This window comes from Variovorax paradoxus EPS, from assembly GCF_000184745.1.
GTDB lineage: Bacteria > Pseudomonadota > Gammaproteobacteria > Burkholderiales > Burkholderiaceae_C > Variovorax > Variovorax paradoxus_C.
Genome location: NC_014931.1, coordinates 2470209 through 2484772, shown reverse-complemented (window position 1 = coordinate 2484772; position 14564 = coordinate 2470209). Strand labels below are relative to the sequence as shown.

Sequence of the window (14564 nt, the reverse complement as noted above, 5' to 3'; positions counted from 1 at the left end):
AAACGGGCCGACCCACGTGTGGTTCCAGGCTTGCGGCGATGCGGAAAAAAGCGGCGTCGACGAGCCGCATGCGCGGGCAGAGGCCCGCCGGATCATTCAGGCGGCGGCGCTCAAGGCGCGATGCGCACGTTCCCCTGGAAGCTGTAGCCCTCGCCGCGCACCGCGACGATCGGCAGCTTCTCGCCGCTGGCCTGCTCGGCCTTGCGACGCAGCCGCGAGACCGTGACGTCGAGGTTGCGTTCGTAGGCCTCCAGCCCGGGACGCCCCATCGCCGCAAGCAGCGTGGCCCGGTCCACCACTTCACGCGGCCGCTCGATCAGGCACTGAACGAGCCGCGCTTCCGCGCTGGACAACTGCACGCGCTGGCCGGCCGGCGACAGCAGCAGCCAGGTGGTGCCGTGATAGCGCCAAGGCGCTTGCGCCGTGGCTTCGTCGGCTGCAAGGGCATCGGGCTCGCGCGTGCCTTGCCCCTGCACTTCCTGGCTGCGCTGCAGCAGGTTGTGCAGCACCATCTCGAGCTCGCGCAGGTTCACCGGCTTGACCAGGTAGTAGTCGGCGCCGAGGCCGAGGCCATGCAGCCGATCGTTCGCCATGCCGCGCGCGGTCAGCATCACGATGCGCATGGCACTGCGCGATCGCAGCCGGGCCAGCACGCTGAATCCGTCTTCGCCCGGCAGGTTGACGTCGCACACCACGGCATCGAAATCCTGTCGTGCCAGTTCCGCGTCGAGCCCCTCGGCGCTCTCCAGTCCGCGGGCCAGCATGCCGACGCCGCGCAGGTACCGCAGCAGCGTGTCGCGCAGATCGTCGTCGTCCTCGATGACCAGCACGCGGGCCGGGGTGCCCATCATCTGCAGCCTCCCTGGTCGAGCGCTACCGCGTCGTGGGTACCCCGGGTTTCCGATTCCTCGGCACTTCCAAGAAGCGGGAGGGTCAGGGTCAGCACGGCACCCTTGCCGGCTGCGTTGGAGGCGGCCACGCTGCCACCATGAACCGTGGCGACGCGGTGCACCATGTGCAGGCCCAACCCGATGCCCGGAATCCGCCGGGTGCCGGCCGCGCGATAGAAGCGCTCGAAGACGTGCGACAGGTCATGCGGCATGAAACCGGGGCCTTCGTCGCACACCTGGATGTACACGCCCGGCACCGTGTCCTCGCCTTTCGGAATGCCGTCGGCAAGGCCGCGCCGGATTCCGGCCCTCACCACGATCGGCGAATGTGGCGGCGCATATTTGATGGCGTTGGTCAGGAGGTTGTCCAGCGCGATGTGCAACAGCGTCTCGTCCGCCAGCACCGGCAATTCGCGCGCACCGAGATGCAATGAAATACGCCTGCCACCGATGCCTTCGCTGTGCTCCTCGATCTTCTCGCGGAGGAACCCGGCGAGCTCGACCGGAACCAGGCACAGGTTGTCGCTGGACGCATCGAGCCATTCGTCGGCCAGCAGGGTGTCCACCAGGTCGCGCATGCGAAGTACGGTGCGGCTGATCTTCTCGGCTTCCTTCTTGACCTCTTCGCGGACCAGGCCGAGCCGGTCGTCGGCGAGGATCTGCGCCGCGCCGCCGATCGTGCCCAGCGGCGTGCGGAACTCGTGCGACACCATGGCCAGCAGGCCGCGCTGCTCGCGCAGCGCCAGCGCCAACTGGTCGTGCGTGCGCTGGTGCTTCGTGATCTCCTGGCGCAGATCGAGGGTGCGCTCGTTCACGCGCTGTGCCAGCCGCGCGCGGTGCCGGCGGGACAGCGACAGTGCCCGCCGCTCGCGATGGCGCACACGCCAGCCCAGCGCGAAGAAGAAAGCCATGATGTGCAGGATGCTGCCGATCGCATAGCTGGACTGGGTGGCCAGCGTGTAGGGCACCCACTGCAGGTTCTTCGCAAAGTGCACCACGCCCATCAGGAGGTAGATGGCATAGCCGACCAATCCCGGCCAGGCCTGGAGGTTCCGGCGCAGCGCAACGGCGCACATCGGCACGATGCAGGCCGCGAACATCACCCACATCAGGTTCAGCGGCCGCGCGATGCGCCCGTACCAGCCGGCCATGGCCACCGCGCAGGCCGCGAGGCAAACCAGCGTCATCACCTGGAACACGCGGTTCATGCGCGGGAACTGCCGCTCCATGTCCAGCAGCACGCGGGCGAATCCGAATGCGGCGGCGGTGTGCAGGCAGACCGAGAAGTTGTGCAGGCGAACGGCGGCCAGCGGGTGGTTTTGCAGCCACAGGGACGCCGGCAGGCCCTCCGAGCTTCCGAACACCAGTGCGAGCGTGAGGAGATAACCGGCGTACGCAATGAATCGCCGGTCGGGCAACGCGATACCCATCATCAGGCTGACCACCGCCATCAGCAGGACCATGCCGGCGACGGCCGCATCGACGTAGTCCAGCTCCTGCTGCACCACGGCCTGCTCGCGCAGCGGCGATACGCCGCCGGCGAGGGTCAGCGAGCGATCGCCCGCCAGCCGCACCCAGACCCAGCGCGGTTCGGTATCGGGCAGGTCGGGCAGGCGCACGGCAGGGATCGACCAGGGCAGCTCGCGCGCGGAGGCGGCGCGCATCCCGCCGAGCGCGCGGTGCGTGAAGCCGCCGCTCGTGCCGCCCGCGCCGTCGGGCCACCACACGTCGATGTAGTCGGCGTACGGCGCGTTCAGCCGCAGCCACCAGCCACCCTCCAGCGGATGCGCAATCTGTTCGGGCGAGGCCTGGATCTGGAAGCGCACCCACCAGGCGCCCTTGACATAGCCGCCGTTGAAGACGCCCTCGACCGTCTTGAATTGCTGCTGATGGGAAGCCGATGCCACCTGTTCGCGCGTGAGCAGGCCGCTCTTGTCGTGATAGGCCTGCAAGCGCCCGTTGAAGCTGCGCTCCAGGATGTCCAATCCGGCATCGAGTCTCAGCGGCTGAGCCTGTGCATGGCTCGGTATGGCAAGGCATGCCAGCAGGAACAAGGCGAGCCCCGCCATCGCGCGGATCGCAGCGAGCCGCAACCCGAAATTTGTCAAGCAAAGCGCGATGAACAAAGTTGCCGTCCGTGTCCTCGAAAGTGTCATCGCGGCGCCGTCTGCGTCGCCGCTTCGCACCGGATTCTGGTGCGTGGCCGCGGAGTTTGCACCTTACTTTTTCTTTCACCCCGCACTGACAGCATTCCGACAGCCGCCACCGGGCACCATGCGGCCTTCCCTAAAAAATCACGGAGACGCATCCATGCACGCCAAGCCTTTTCCCCTCTCCCCCAGCCGCCGCCAGTGGCTGCAATCCGGCGGCGCCCTCGCTCTGGGCGGCCTGCTGCCCTCCCTGGCCTCGGCCCAGGACGCCTGGCCCAGCAAGTCGGTGCGCTTCGTCGTGCCCTTCGCACCGGGCGGAAGCTCCGAGATCGTCGCGCGCTCCACCGCCGCCGAGCTCTCGCGCACGCTCGGCCAGAGCGTCTTCGTGGACAACAAGCCGGGCGCGGCCGGCAACATCGCGATGAGCGAAGTGGCACGCTCCACCGACCAGCACACGCTGATCCTCGGCCACATCGGCACGCTGGCCGTGAACCCGTACATCTTCGCCAAGCTGCCCTACGACGCGAACAAGGACTTCAAGCCCGTGAGCCTCCTGGCCAAGGTGCCGAGCTTGTATGTGGTGCACCCCGACGTGCCGGCGAAGAACCTCAAGGAGTTCATCGCCTATGCCAAGTCCAAGCCCGGCAAGCTGAGCTACGGCTCCGCGGGCAACGGCAGCGCGGGCCACCTGGCCTTCGAGTATCTGAAGATGACCGCCGACGTGTTCATGCTGCACGTGCCCTACCGCGGCACCGGCCCGATGGTCACCGACCTGCTCTCGGGCCGGCTCGACGCCTCGGCCATCGGCGCGGCGGCGATCATTCCGTTCATCAAGGCCGGCAAGGTGCGCTGCATCGCGACCGGCTCGGCCAAGCGCCTCGCGCAACTGCCCGATGTGCCGACCGTCGCCGAGCAAGGCTTCCCCGGCTTCGAGATGACGCAGTGGTACGGCATGCTCGCGCCGGCCAACATCGCGCCCGCGAACCTGGCCAAGCTCTCGGCCGAGACGATGAAGGCGGTGAAGTCGCCCGATTCGATGCAGCGGCTCACGGCCGATGCGGCCGAGGCCGTCGGCGGCACGCCGGAGCAGTTCGCGCAGTTCATCGCGGCGGAACAGGCGCGCTGGCAGAAGGTGATCGCAAGGGCAAACATCAAGCCGGACTGAGCGTTCAAGGCCCTAGCATCGGCGCCATGCGCATCCTGCTGGCCGAAGACGAACACACCCTGGGCACCTGGCTCTGCAAGGCGCTGGAGCACGCGGGCATCCAGGTCGAATGGGTGGACGACGGGCGCCTGGCCGACCGCGCGCTGCAGCAGCGCGACCACGATGCGCTGGTGCTCGACCTGGGCCTGCCCGGCATGGACGGCCACACGGTGCTGCAGCGGCTGCGCGAACGCGACCAGCGGCTGCCGGCCCTGATCCTCACGGCGCGCGATTCGCTGAACGAGCGCGTCGCCTCGCTCAACGCGGGCGCCGACGACTTTCTTGCCAAGCCCTTCGCGCTCGCCGAGCTCGAAGCGCGGCTGCATGCGCTGGTGCGGCGTGCGCGCGGCGTGGAGCATCCGCGACTGGCCTGCGGGCCGCTGGTGTACGACAGCGCGCGGCGGCACTTCGTGCTGAACGGCGAAGCGCTGGCGCTCTCGCCGCGCGAGCAGGCGGTGCTGCGCGCGCTGGTGCAGCGCAGCGGCGAGCCGTTATCGAAGCAGCAGATTCTGGAACGCGTGTTCTCCGACGACGAGGAGGTGCACCCCGAAGCGGTCGAGGTGTTCGTCTATCGCCTTCGCAAGCGGCTCGATGGCACCGGTGTGCGCATCGTCACGCTGCGCGGCCTGGGCTACGTGCTGGAAGCCGACTAGGTGCGCGCGATGCCGAGCTTCCTGCGCCGCGCGAGCCTCTGGCAGCGGCTCGCGCTGCTGTTGTTTCCTGCCCTCCTGGTGGTGACGGGCCTCGAACTCTGGATGACACGGCACGATGCGCTCGCCGCCGCCAACGCGGCGTATGACCGCTCGCTGCTGGGCGCGCTCAAGTCCATCGACGCCAACATCTCCACAGCGTCGGGCGGCCTGTCGGTCGAGCTGCCGTACACGATGTTCGAGTTCTTCGAGCTCACGGCGAGCGGCCAGGTGTTCTTTCGGGTGGCGACTTCCGATGGGCTCGTCGAACTCGGCAGCGCCGATCTGCCCGCGCCGCCCGCCGAACTGAAGATGGGCGTGCCGGCCTTCTACGACGCGACCTACTTCGGCGAGGCCGTGCGGCTCGCGGCCTACCGGCGCGACCTGGACCGTGCGCCGGCCGGCAGCACCGGGCGCAGCGTGCTGATCCAGATCGGCGAGAGCACGCGCTCGCGGCAGGAGTTCACGGCGCGCTTCGTGCGCAGCGCCGCGTTGCGCGACGGGCTGGTGCTGGCGTTGCTGCTGTGCGGCACCGCCATCGCGTTGGCCGCGGCGCTGCGGCCGCTGTCGCGGCTCGCGCGCGAGGTCGAGGCGCGCACGCCCGACGACCTGACGCGCATCGCCGAGACCGACCTGCCCGCCGAAGTGCGACCGCTGGTGGATGCGGTCAACCAGCAGATGTCGCGCACGCAGGACCTCGTGACGCAGCAGCGCCAATTTCTGGACGACGCCTCGCACCAGTTGCGCACGCACCTCACCACGCTGCAGATGCAGGCCGACTACGCGAGGCGCGAGGAAGACCCCGCGCAGGTGCGCGCCGCGCTCGATGCGCTCGGCACCGAGATCGGCCGCGCCACGCGCAGCGCGCAGCAACTGCTTGCGCTGGGCCGCAGCGACACGGTGGCGGTGGAACCGGCCGAGTTCGACCTCGCGGCGCTGCTGCGCGAAGTGGCGGTCGACCTGTTGCCGCTCGCGCGCGCCAAGCGCATCGACCTGGGCATCCATGCGCCCGCGCCCGAGTTCTTCGCGGTCGCGGACCGGGGGCTGCTGCGCGAGGCCTTGAGCAACCTCGTGGCGAACGCGATCACCTACACGCCGGTCGAAGGAACCATCACCCTCTTTGCCGCGGGCGATGCCGCGGGCTGGAGCCTCAACGTCGAGGACAACGGCCCGGGTTTGAGCGACGAAGAACGCGCCGCGCTGGGCCAGCGCTTTCGCCGCGGCGCGCGTGCGGGCAAAGGCGGCTTCGGTCTCGGGCTGGCGATTGCGCGCTCGATCGCGCAGCGGCACCGGGGCGAATTGCGGCTCGAGGCGCGGGAAGCCGGCACAGGGCTGCATGCGATCATCTGGTGGCCCCGGCCGGCGGCCAGCTAGCGGCGTAAATTTCCATGCAGTCTCCCCTTCTCACCCGACGCGTTGTGCTTCGTGCAATGCCTGCACTGCTCGTGCCCGACATCGCCACAGCGCAGTCCGGCGACCCGTCTCTGGCCGCGGCCGATTGCGTGATCCCTGCCAAGGCCGGCGGCGGCTTCGACCTCACCTGCACCCTCGCGCGCGATGCGCTGCAGGCGGTGCGTCCTTCGCGTCCGCCGCTGGGCCAGCGCTACCTGCCGGGCGGCATCGGCGCCGTCGCCTTCGACCGCATCGCCACCGGCCAGCTCGGCGGTGCGGGCACGCTGGTCGCGTTCTCCAGCGGCTCGCTGCTCAACCTGGCGCAGGGCCGCTTCGGGCCGCATCCGCCATCGGCCGTGCGCTGGATCGCCACGCTCGGCACCGACTACGGCGTGATCGCCGTGCACCGCGACTCGCCCTACAAGCGCCTGCAGGACCTGGTCGCCGCGCTGCGGCAAGACCCCTCGCGCATGACATTCGGCGCGGGCGGCACGGTCGGCAGCCAGGACTGGGTGAAGGCCGCGCTGCTGGTGCGCGCCGCGGGCCGCGACCACAAGGCGATGCGCTTTGTCTCCTTCGAAGGTGGCGGCGATGCGCTCGGCGCGCTGCAGGGCAAGCACGTCGATGTGTTCCCCGGCGATGCGGCCGAAGCGCTGCAGGCCATGGCGGGCGGCGCGGCGGTGCGCCTGCTGGCCGTGCTGTCGGAAGCGCGGCTGGGCGGCGCGCTCACCGGCGTGCCGACCGCGCGCGAGCAAGGCGTGGACATCGTCTGGCCGACCGTGCGCGGCCTGTACCTGAGCGCCAACGTGCCCGAAGCTTCTGTGCGCGCCTGGACCGCCGCATTCGCCGAAGCCACGGCCGCGCCGGGCTACGCGGCGCTGCGCGAGCGGCACAGCCTTTATCCTTTCGCGCTCACCGGCGCCGCGCTCGACGACTACGTGCAGGCCCGCATCAAGACCTACCAGGCGCTCGCGGACGAGCTCGGATTGCGCCGCTGGAAGCCTTGAAGAACATCCTTCCTTGCCATGACCGAAGACGACATCACCCAACACATCATCGACATGCTCGGCGGCGGCCACTTCCAGGTCGCCGATGACAACACCTTCTTCTTTCATGGTGCGGACAACAAGTTTCCCTTCGCGACCATCGTCACGAAGGACCACGAATCCGACAACGCGTCGAAGCTGGACCGGCCGGGCGTCTTTCGCCTGAACATCGGCGTCGGCAAGGAGAGCTTTCGCGCGCTGTTCGGTGAGCAGGAACCCGCAGGCATCGACTACGCCGCGCTCGACCGGCTGATGCCGCATCCGGTGTACGGAAAGATGCACTGGGTCAGCGTGATCAACCCGAGCGACAGGACCTTCGAGACGGTGAAGCCGTTGATCGCCGAAGCCCACAACCTCGCGGCCGCGCGAGACAAAACCAGGTAACCCGTCGGCGGCCGACCCTTGGTGCGCTCGCGCCAAGGGGCGGGACAGCGATCTTCTCCGTAGCGGTTTCGGGGTGGATTCCGTCAAGACGCATGGCGCAGGCCTACAGCGGCGCGCAGCTTCCGCCGCTTACAACCGCAGGACACGAATACGGAGCCTGCGCCATGAGCTTGCAACACACGATCGACACCTTCGAGGCGCGCGATGCCTCGCCGTCCCGCGCCGGTTCCGAACAGTACTGGGCACCGTGCCTGGCCGTGGCGCTGGTGGCGATGTCTCTCTTCTACGTGACGTTGAAAGACCTGGTGCGCGAGAACGCGGCGCGCGCACCGGCCCCGCCGCCTGCGGTCATGCCCGCCTATGTCGAGGCCACCCAATCCGCCGGCCGCCTCGGGTTGCCCGATTCGGTGAAGCGTTCATCAGTCGAGCCGGCCATGCCGGTGTTCCAGCGCGCATCGCCGGCGAATGCGAACTTCGAAGCTTCCGCCGAGCCCGCCAAGGCAGCACCCGCCGTCACCGTGGTGAGCAAGTGCGTCATGCCCGAGGGCGATGCGATCTATTCCGACGGCCCCTGCCCCGAGGGAGCCAGCGCAAGCACGCTGCGGCTGCCGCGCGACCTGCACGCATCGGCGAGCCAATGAGCGCAGCGGGCGAGCCGCCGCGCACGGACAAGGACTCACTGCGTGCGACACATCAGTGCTGCGTCAGCGTGATTGATCGGGATGGCGGAGACCTCCGAACAGGGGAGTTCCCGAACATCAATTTCGGCGGGAATTCGAGGTCTGAACTCAGATTGCACTTGGCAGCCAAAAGCATAATGGCGCCGCTCGTGGCATCCCGCCGCAAGCGGCCGGGTTCAGGGAGGACTCGGTCTTTATGTGCACTACCGAGATCAGAAAAATGAAGATCAATCACAAGAGCAGCATCGTTGTCCTGTCGGCGCTGCTGATGACAGGATGCGCTTCCGTCAACATGGCCAGCAAGGAGGAGAGCGACAAGGCCAAGCAGTTCAGTGCCCCGGCCGCAGGGAAATCCGGCCTTTATGTCTATCGCAACAGCTTCGTCGGAAAGGCTTTGAAGAAAGACATCCTGGTCAACGGAAAGTGCCTGGGCGAGAGTGCATCCGACGTGTTCTTCTACACGCAGGTCGAGGGCGGCAAGAAGAACAAGATCGAAACGGAATCGGAGTTCTCGCCCAATTCCCTGGAGGTCTTCATGGAAGCCGGCAAGAACTACTTCGTGCGGCAGTTCATCAAGATGGGCGCTTTCGTAGGCGGCGCCGACCTGGAGCAGATTCCCGAGGCGCAAGGCAAGGCTGATATAGCCTCACTCGGCATGGCCCAGCCGGGCACTTGCGGCAACTAAACCGTGTTTCTGGGGAAGTGATCGCAAGCGGCCGATCGCTGTCCCCAGGCAACTCCCATTGGCCTTCACCCAAGAAATGGTCGGCCACCCCGACTTCACGCAGCTTGCATCGGGCACATTCAAGCGGCAGGAAGCGGGAACTCGTCCGCGCTGAAGACCGTGTGGAAAACGGTCCCGTCGAACATGTCGAAGAGCGCCTTGGAAGCTTCGCGGCTTTCGTAGCGAACGGGTGAATCGAGCGCCCGCGCGATGTCTTCGCGGGTCGCGTAGCGGATCGACAGCACCATCGCCAGTTCCGGATCGCCCACATCGCTTTCCAGCTGGCGCAGCACGCGCACTTCGAGCGCGCCGGGGAAGCGGGTCCACAGCGGCACGAGTGTCTCGTGCACATGGCGATTGAAAGCCTGCTCCATGCCGGGCTTGACCTGCCCTTTGAAAAACGCGCAGCGGATGAACATGATTTTTCGTTTCCTTGATTGAGTTCGATGGATGTGAATCGGTGCGCGTTCAGGACTTCTCAGCCGCGGGCATAGCCGTCGAACTGCCGCATCATGGCCGCCGTGTCCTCGGGTCCGAGGCCGGCCGCCACGAAGGTGCGATGCAGCTCCGAGACGGTGCCCGCGAGCGGCAACGGCAGTCGCTGGCCTTGCGAAAAACCCTGGACCGCCTCGAGGTCCTTGAGCATGTTGTCGATGCGGCCGGTGGGCGTGTAGTCGCGCGCGGCCATCTTGGGACCGAACTCGCGCAGGATCTGGCTGTCGGCGCGTCCGCCAGCGAGGGCCGCGGGCAGCTTCGAGGCATCGACGCCGCCGGCTTCGGCGATTCGCACCGCCTCTGCCACGGCCTGGAAGCCGATGGCGCACAGCAGTTGGTTCACCAGCTTGGTGGTCTGCCCGGCGCCGCTCTCGCCCATGTGGGTGTAGTTGGCGCAGAGGCTGTCCATGACGGCGCGGGCGCGCGTCACATCGCCGGCGCTGCCGCCGGCCATCACCGTCAATTGCCCGAGCAGCGCCTTGGGCGCGCCGCCCGAGAGCGGCGCATCCACGAATCCCATGCCGGTGCGTTCGCGCAGCGTCTGCGCGAGCCGGCGGGTGGATGGAGGATCGATGGACGACATGTCGATCACCAGGCGCTGCGCGTCCGCCGGTGCATCGGCCACGCCGTTCTCACCGAAGAGTGCGCGTTCGACCACGGCGGCCGCGTTGAGGCTCGTGATCACGAAATCGCTCGCAGCCGCTGCATCGGCCGCTGTCGGCGCGGCGTGGGCGCCCTGCGCTTGCAGCGCCTGGACCTTGGCCTCGTCGAGATCGAACACGCTCACCGCGTGCCCGCATTCGAGCAATCGGCGCGCAATGGCCGAGCCCATGATGCCGACGCCGATCACGGCGATGCGCTGGCGGTTGAATGTCATGGTCAGAGGCTGGCGGTGATGCCGCCGTCGACGTAGAGGATGTGGCCGTTGACGAAGCTCGAGGCATCCGAGGCCAGGAAGATGGCCGCGCCGCCCAGTTCCTGCACATCGCCCCAGCGGCCGGCCGGCGTGCGGCCCGAGAGCCACGCGGTGAAGGCTTCGTCGTTCACCAGCGCTTCGGTGAGTTCGGTCTTGAAGTAGCCGGGGCCGAGGCCGTTGACCTGGATGCCGTGCTTGCCGAGGTCGATGGCCATGCCCTTGGTGAGCATCTTCACCGCGCCCTTGGTGGCGGCGTAGGGCGCGATGTTGGGCCGGCCCAATTCGCTCTGCACCGAGCACACGTTGATGATCTTGCCGCGCTGCCGCTCGATCATTCGCTGCGCCACGAAGCGGCCGACGAGGAACACGCTGTCGATGTTGGTGGTGGTGATCTTGTGCCAGGCATCGATCGGAAATTCGGCGAAGGGGCCGCGGTGCTGCATGCCGGCGTTGTTGACGAGGATCTCGATCGGGCCGATCTCCGCTTCGATGCGGGCCACGGCGGCTTCCACGGCAGCTGCGTCGGTGACGTCGAAGGACACGGCCTCGGCCGCCACGCCCTGGGCGCGCAGCGCATCGCGGGCCACAGTGAGCGAGGCGGCGTCGCGCGCATTGAGCACGACGCGCGCGCCGGCCGCACCGAGCGCCGCGGCCAGCGCGAAGCCGATGCCCTTGCTGGAGCCGGTGATGAGGGCGATGCGCCCGGACAGGTCGAACAGTTTCAAGAAAAGCTCCTTGCGAAGGAAAGCGGATGCGGGATTGGTGCGTGACAGCTTTTTTAAGTTACCGGTATCTTTAAAAGCCGTCAATGGGTGAAACCTGCATTCCATCTCTCCTTCTGGGCCTCTAGAGTTACCGATACCTTATTTGCAGTTGCACCGCAGGAGAACCGTTTGACCGCTGCCACCCCATCCCCGCATGTGCTGATGCCCGGCACCTACCCCGAATGGGACATGGCGCCCCTGCGGTCGCAGTACACGCTGCATCGCTTGTGGGAGGCGCCCGACCGGCAGGCCTTCATCGCCGAACACGCGCCGAACATCCGTGCGGTGGCCACGCGCGGCGAACTGGGCGCGAACACCGAGCTCATCGCCGCCTTGCCCGCCCTGGAGCTGATCGCCTGCTACGGCGTCGGCACCGACGGCATCGACCTCGCCGCCTGCCGCGCGCGCGGCATCCGCGTGACCAACACGCCCGACGTGCTCAACGGCGACGTGGCCGACCTCGCTGTCGGGCTCACGCTGGCGCTGCAGCGGCGCATTCCGGCAGGCGATGCCTTCGTGCGCAGCGGTGCCTGGGCCAACGGCGGCATGCCGCTGACCACGCGCGTCTTCGGCCAGCGCATCGGCATCGCGGGTTTCGGGCGCATCGGCAGTGCCATCGCGCGGCGGCTGTCGGGCTTCGACGTCGAGCTGGGTTACTTCAGCCGCACGCCGAAGGCGGACAGCCCGCACCTCCACTTCGCCAGCCTGACGGCCATGGCCGACTGGTGCGATGTGCTGATCGTCATCCTGCCGGGCGGCGAGGCCACGCGGGGCATCGTCGACGCCGAAGTGCTGCAGGCGCTGGGCCCCGCCGGCTGGCTCGTGAACGTGTCGCGCGGCACCACCGTCGACGAGGGCGCGATGCTGCAGGCGCTCGAAGAGAAATCCATTGCGGGCGCGGCGCTCGACGTGTTCCTCAACGAGCCGCGCATTGACCCGCGCTTCGCGGCGCTCGACAACGTGGTGCTGCATCCGCACCATGGCAGCGGCACCGAACAGACGCGCCGCGCCATGGGCGAGCTGGTGCGCCGCAACCTGCAGGCGCACTTCGGCGGCCTGCCTCTCATCACCCCCGTCGCCTGAAGGAAAAATTCCATGCGTATGCGTTGTATGTGCCTCGTGATCCATGCGCCGGACGACCTCCGGCTCGACGAACAGGACGCCGGCGAAATCGGCCCGGGCCAGGTGCTGGTGAAGGTCGGCATGGGCGGCATCTGCGGCTCCGACCTGCACTACTTTCACAACGGCGGCTTCGGCACCGTGCGCATCAAGGAGCCGATGGTGCTGGGCCATGAAGTGGCGGGCACCGTGGTCGCGGTGGCGCCGGGCGTGGAGAGCGTGCGCATCGGCGACAAGGTCGCTATCAACCCGAGCCGGCCGTGCGGCGCCTGCAAGTTCTGCCTCGAAGGCCTGCCCAACCAGTGCCTGGAGATGCGCTTCTACGGCAGCGCGATGCGCACGCCGCATGTGCAGGGGGCGTTCCGCAACATGCTGCTCTGCGAGGCCACGCAATGCGTGAAGGTGGCCGACCACGTGCCGCTTCGCCTCGCGGCATTGGCCGAGCCGTTCTCGGTCGGGCTGCACGCGGTGTCGCGGGCCGGTTCCTTGCTGGGCAAGCGCGTGCTGGTGTCGGGCTGCGGGCCCATCGGCGTGCTGGCGATTGCGGCGGCGCGCGTGCACGGCGCGGCCGAAATCGTCGCGACCGACGTGGTCGACGAGCCGCTCGCGATCGCGCGCGCCATCGGCGCCGACAGCACCGTCAACGTCGTGCAGGACAAGACCTGGGTGTCGCGCTACGCGGCCGACAAGGGCACTTTCGACGTGATGCTCGAATGCTCGGGCAACGAGCGCGCACTGCGCGACGGCCTGGAGGTGATGCGTCCGCGCGGCATCGTCGTTCAGCTGGGCCTGGGCGGCGACGTGAGCATTCCGCAGAACATGGTGGTGGCCAAGGAGCTGAGCATCTGCGGCTCCTTCCGCTTTCATGCGGAGTTCGCGCTTGCGGTGCGGCTCATCAACGAAGGGCGGATCGACCTGTCGCCGGTGGTGTCGCACACCTTCCCGATGCTGAAAGCGCGCGAGGCCTTCGAGCTGGCGAGCGACCGGAAGCAGGCGATGAAGGTGCTGATCGATTTTGCGGACTTCGGGGAAGCCGCAACCGCCTGAGCCTGCCTTCGCGGGAACAGCCTCAGGAACTCTCGCGCTGGGTGATCTGGAACGGGATCATCACCGTCTCCGGCGGCGGGCGATGGCCGTCGGCGGCGCCATCCATCACGCGCAGCAGCAGCTCGCCGGCCGCCTTGCCCAGGCCCACGCAATCCACCGCCACGGTGGTGATGCGCGGATGGCAGGCGCGCGCGACTTCGAAGTCGCCGAAGCCCGCGATCGCGATGCGGCCCGGTACGTTCCAACCGCGGCGCTGGCATTCCATCAAGGCGCCGAACGCCGAGAGGTCGGACACGCAGAGCACCGCGTCTACGTCGGGCCACTGGCGGATCAGCTGCGCCACCGCTTCGCCGCCCTGCGCCATCGAGATGGGCGGCTGGCCGAAGCTGATCACGCGGCCGTCGGGCAGGCCGAGTTCGCGGATCGCCTGCGCGTAGCCGCGCTGCCGGTCGGCACCGCGCGTGTCGCGGTTCGAGGTGCCTCCGATGAACGCGATGCGCCGGTAACCCTGGCCATGCAGGTGCCGCACCATGGCGCCGGCCGCCTCCGCATTCGAGAAGCCGACCGTGTGCTCCACCGGTTGGTCGGGCAGATCCCAGGTCTCGACCACCGGCACGCCGGCCGCTTGCAGCATGGCGCGCGCGGCGGGGGTGTGCGAGCCCCCGGTGAGGATCACGCCTTCGGGCCGGCGCGCGAGCATGGCGCGCAGCAGGCGCTCTTCGTTCTCCACGCGGTAGTCGGTGTACCCGAGCAGCACCTGCAGGCCGCGCGCTTCCACGGCCGCGGTGATGCCCTGCGCGGTCTCTGAAAAGTTGGAATTGTTGAGAGACGGAATCAGCACCGCGATGAAGCCCGAGCGCTTGCTCGAGAAGGTGCGCGCCGTCTGGTCGATCACATAGCCCATGTCCTCGCAGGCCTGCAGGATGCGCTGGCGCAGCGCCTCGGAGGTCGCGCGGTCGCTGCCCGCGCTGCGGTTGAGCGCGCGCGACACCGTCATCTTCGAGACGCCCACGCGCGCGGCCACGTCGGCCATCGTTGCCGGGCGGGACGGGGGAGCGGGGGCT

The 14564-nt window shown here is 68.2% G+C and carries 15 protein-coding genes; 9 read left to right on the top strand and 6 right to left on the bottom strand.

Features of this window, described 5'->3' with window-relative positions; genetic code table 11:
* Positions 1-110: 110 nt before the first annotated feature.
* The gene (locus VARPA_RS11490) at positions 111-851 is read right to left on the bottom strand and encodes a response regulator transcription factor (protein WP_013540730.1); all 741 of its coding nucleotides are present in this window, start codon (positions 849-851) and stop codon (positions 111-113) included.
* Positions 848-2998: a sensor histidine kinase gene (locus VARPA_RS11485; protein WP_234974998.1), complete on the bottom strand. Its 2151-nt coding sequence runs from the start codon at positions 2996-2998 to the stop codon at positions 848-850. The genes VARPA_RS11490 and VARPA_RS11485 overlap by 4 nt, the downstream gene beginning before the upstream one ends.
* Before the next feature lie 202 nt (positions 2999-3200).
* On the opposite strand from VARPA_RS11485, the gene VARPA_RS11480 reads away from it, so the two are divergent.
* The 7 genes from VARPA_RS11480 (at position 3201) to VARPA_RS11450 (ending at position 9120) form a co-directional block, all read left to right on the top strand.
* A complete protein-coding gene (locus VARPA_RS11480) occupies positions 3201-4205 on the top strand; it encodes a Bug family tripartite tricarboxylate transporter substrate binding protein (protein WP_013540728.1) in 1005 nt (334 codons plus the stop codon).
* Between the two features lie 26 nt (positions 4206-4231).
* The gene (locus VARPA_RS11475; protein WP_013540727.1) at positions 4232-4897 is read left to right on the top strand and encodes a response regulator; all 666 of its coding nucleotides are present in this window, start codon (positions 4232-4234) and stop codon (positions 4895-4897) included.
* Between the two features lie 9 nt (positions 4898-4906).
* On the top strand, positions 4907-6307 hold the full coding sequence (locus VARPA_RS11470) for a sensor histidine kinase (RefSeq protein WP_013540726.1): 1401 nt from the start codon (positions 4907-4909) through the stop codon (positions 6305-6307).
* Between the two features lie 56 nt (positions 6308-6363).
* The gene (locus VARPA_RS11465; RefSeq protein WP_013540725.1) at positions 6364-7332 is read left to right on the top strand and encodes a tripartite tricarboxylate transporter substrate-binding protein; all 969 of its coding nucleotides are present in this window, start codon (positions 6364-6366) and stop codon (positions 7330-7332) included.
* An 18-nt stretch (positions 7333-7350) separates the two neighbouring features.
* On the top strand, positions 7351-7755 hold the full coding sequence (locus tag VARPA_RS11460; protein ID WP_013540724.1) for a DUF6194 family protein: 405 nt from the start codon (positions 7351-7353) through the stop codon (positions 7753-7755).
* Positions 7756-7919: 164 nt separating this feature from the next.
* Complete coding sequence (locus tag VARPA_RS11455) at positions 7920-8396, top strand: hypothetical protein (protein ID WP_013540723.1); 477 nt, start codon at positions 7920-7922, stop codon at positions 8394-8396.
* A 259-nt stretch (positions 8397-8655) separates the two neighbouring features.
* Positions 8656-9120, top strand: coding sequence for a DUF2846 domain-containing protein (locus tag VARPA_RS11450; protein WP_013540722.1), 465 nt, complete (start codon positions 8656-8658; stop codon positions 9118-9120).
* A gap of 119 nt (positions 9121-9239) precedes the next feature.
* Here VARPA_RS11450 and VARPA_RS11445 read toward each other — a convergent pair whose 3' ends face one another.
* From VARPA_RS11445 to VARPA_RS11435, 3 genes are read right to left on the bottom strand one after another with little or no spacing between them, the layout of a single operon-like run.
* Positions 9240-9578: a hypothetical protein gene (locus VARPA_RS11445; protein ID WP_013540721.1), complete on the bottom strand. Its 339-nt coding sequence runs from the start codon at positions 9576-9578 to the stop codon at positions 9240-9242.
* 59 nt (positions 9579-9637) lie between these two features.
* Positions 9638-10531 (bottom strand): NAD(P)-dependent oxidoreductase, encoded by an 894-nt coding sequence (locus VARPA_RS11440; protein ID WP_013540720.1) that lies wholly within the window; start codon positions 10529-10531, stop codon positions 9638-9640.
* A 2-nt stretch (positions 10532-10533) separates the two neighbouring features.
* Entirely contained in the window at positions 10534-11295 is a 762-nt protein-coding gene (locus VARPA_RS11435; protein WP_013540719.1) for a glucose 1-dehydrogenase, read from the bottom strand.
* A gap of 168 nt (positions 11296-11463) precedes the next feature.
* Here VARPA_RS11435 and VARPA_RS11430 point away from each other — a divergent pair, with 168 nt between their 5' ends.
* Both VARPA_RS11430 and VARPA_RS11425 read left to right on the top strand, forming a co-directional pair.
* On the top strand, positions 11464-12417 hold the full coding sequence (locus tag VARPA_RS11430) for a 2-hydroxyacid dehydrogenase (RefSeq protein WP_013540718.1): 954 nt from the start codon (positions 11464-11466) through the stop codon (positions 12415-12417).
* 12 nt (positions 12418-12429) lie between these two features.
* Positions 12430-13500 (top strand): L-idonate 5-dehydrogenase, encoded by a 1071-nt coding sequence (locus VARPA_RS11425; RefSeq protein ID WP_013540717.1) that lies wholly within the window; start codon positions 12430-12432, stop codon positions 13498-13500.
* A 22-nt stretch (positions 13501-13522) separates the two neighbouring features.
* Here the strand turns inward: VARPA_RS11425 and VARPA_RS11420 are convergent, their stop codons facing one another.
* Positions 13523-14533, bottom strand: a complete 1011-nt coding sequence (locus VARPA_RS11420) for a LacI family DNA-binding transcriptional regulator (RefSeq protein ID WP_013540716.1) — start codon at positions 14531-14533, stop codon at positions 13523-13525.
* Between the last annotated feature and the right edge of the window lie 31 nt (positions 14534-14564).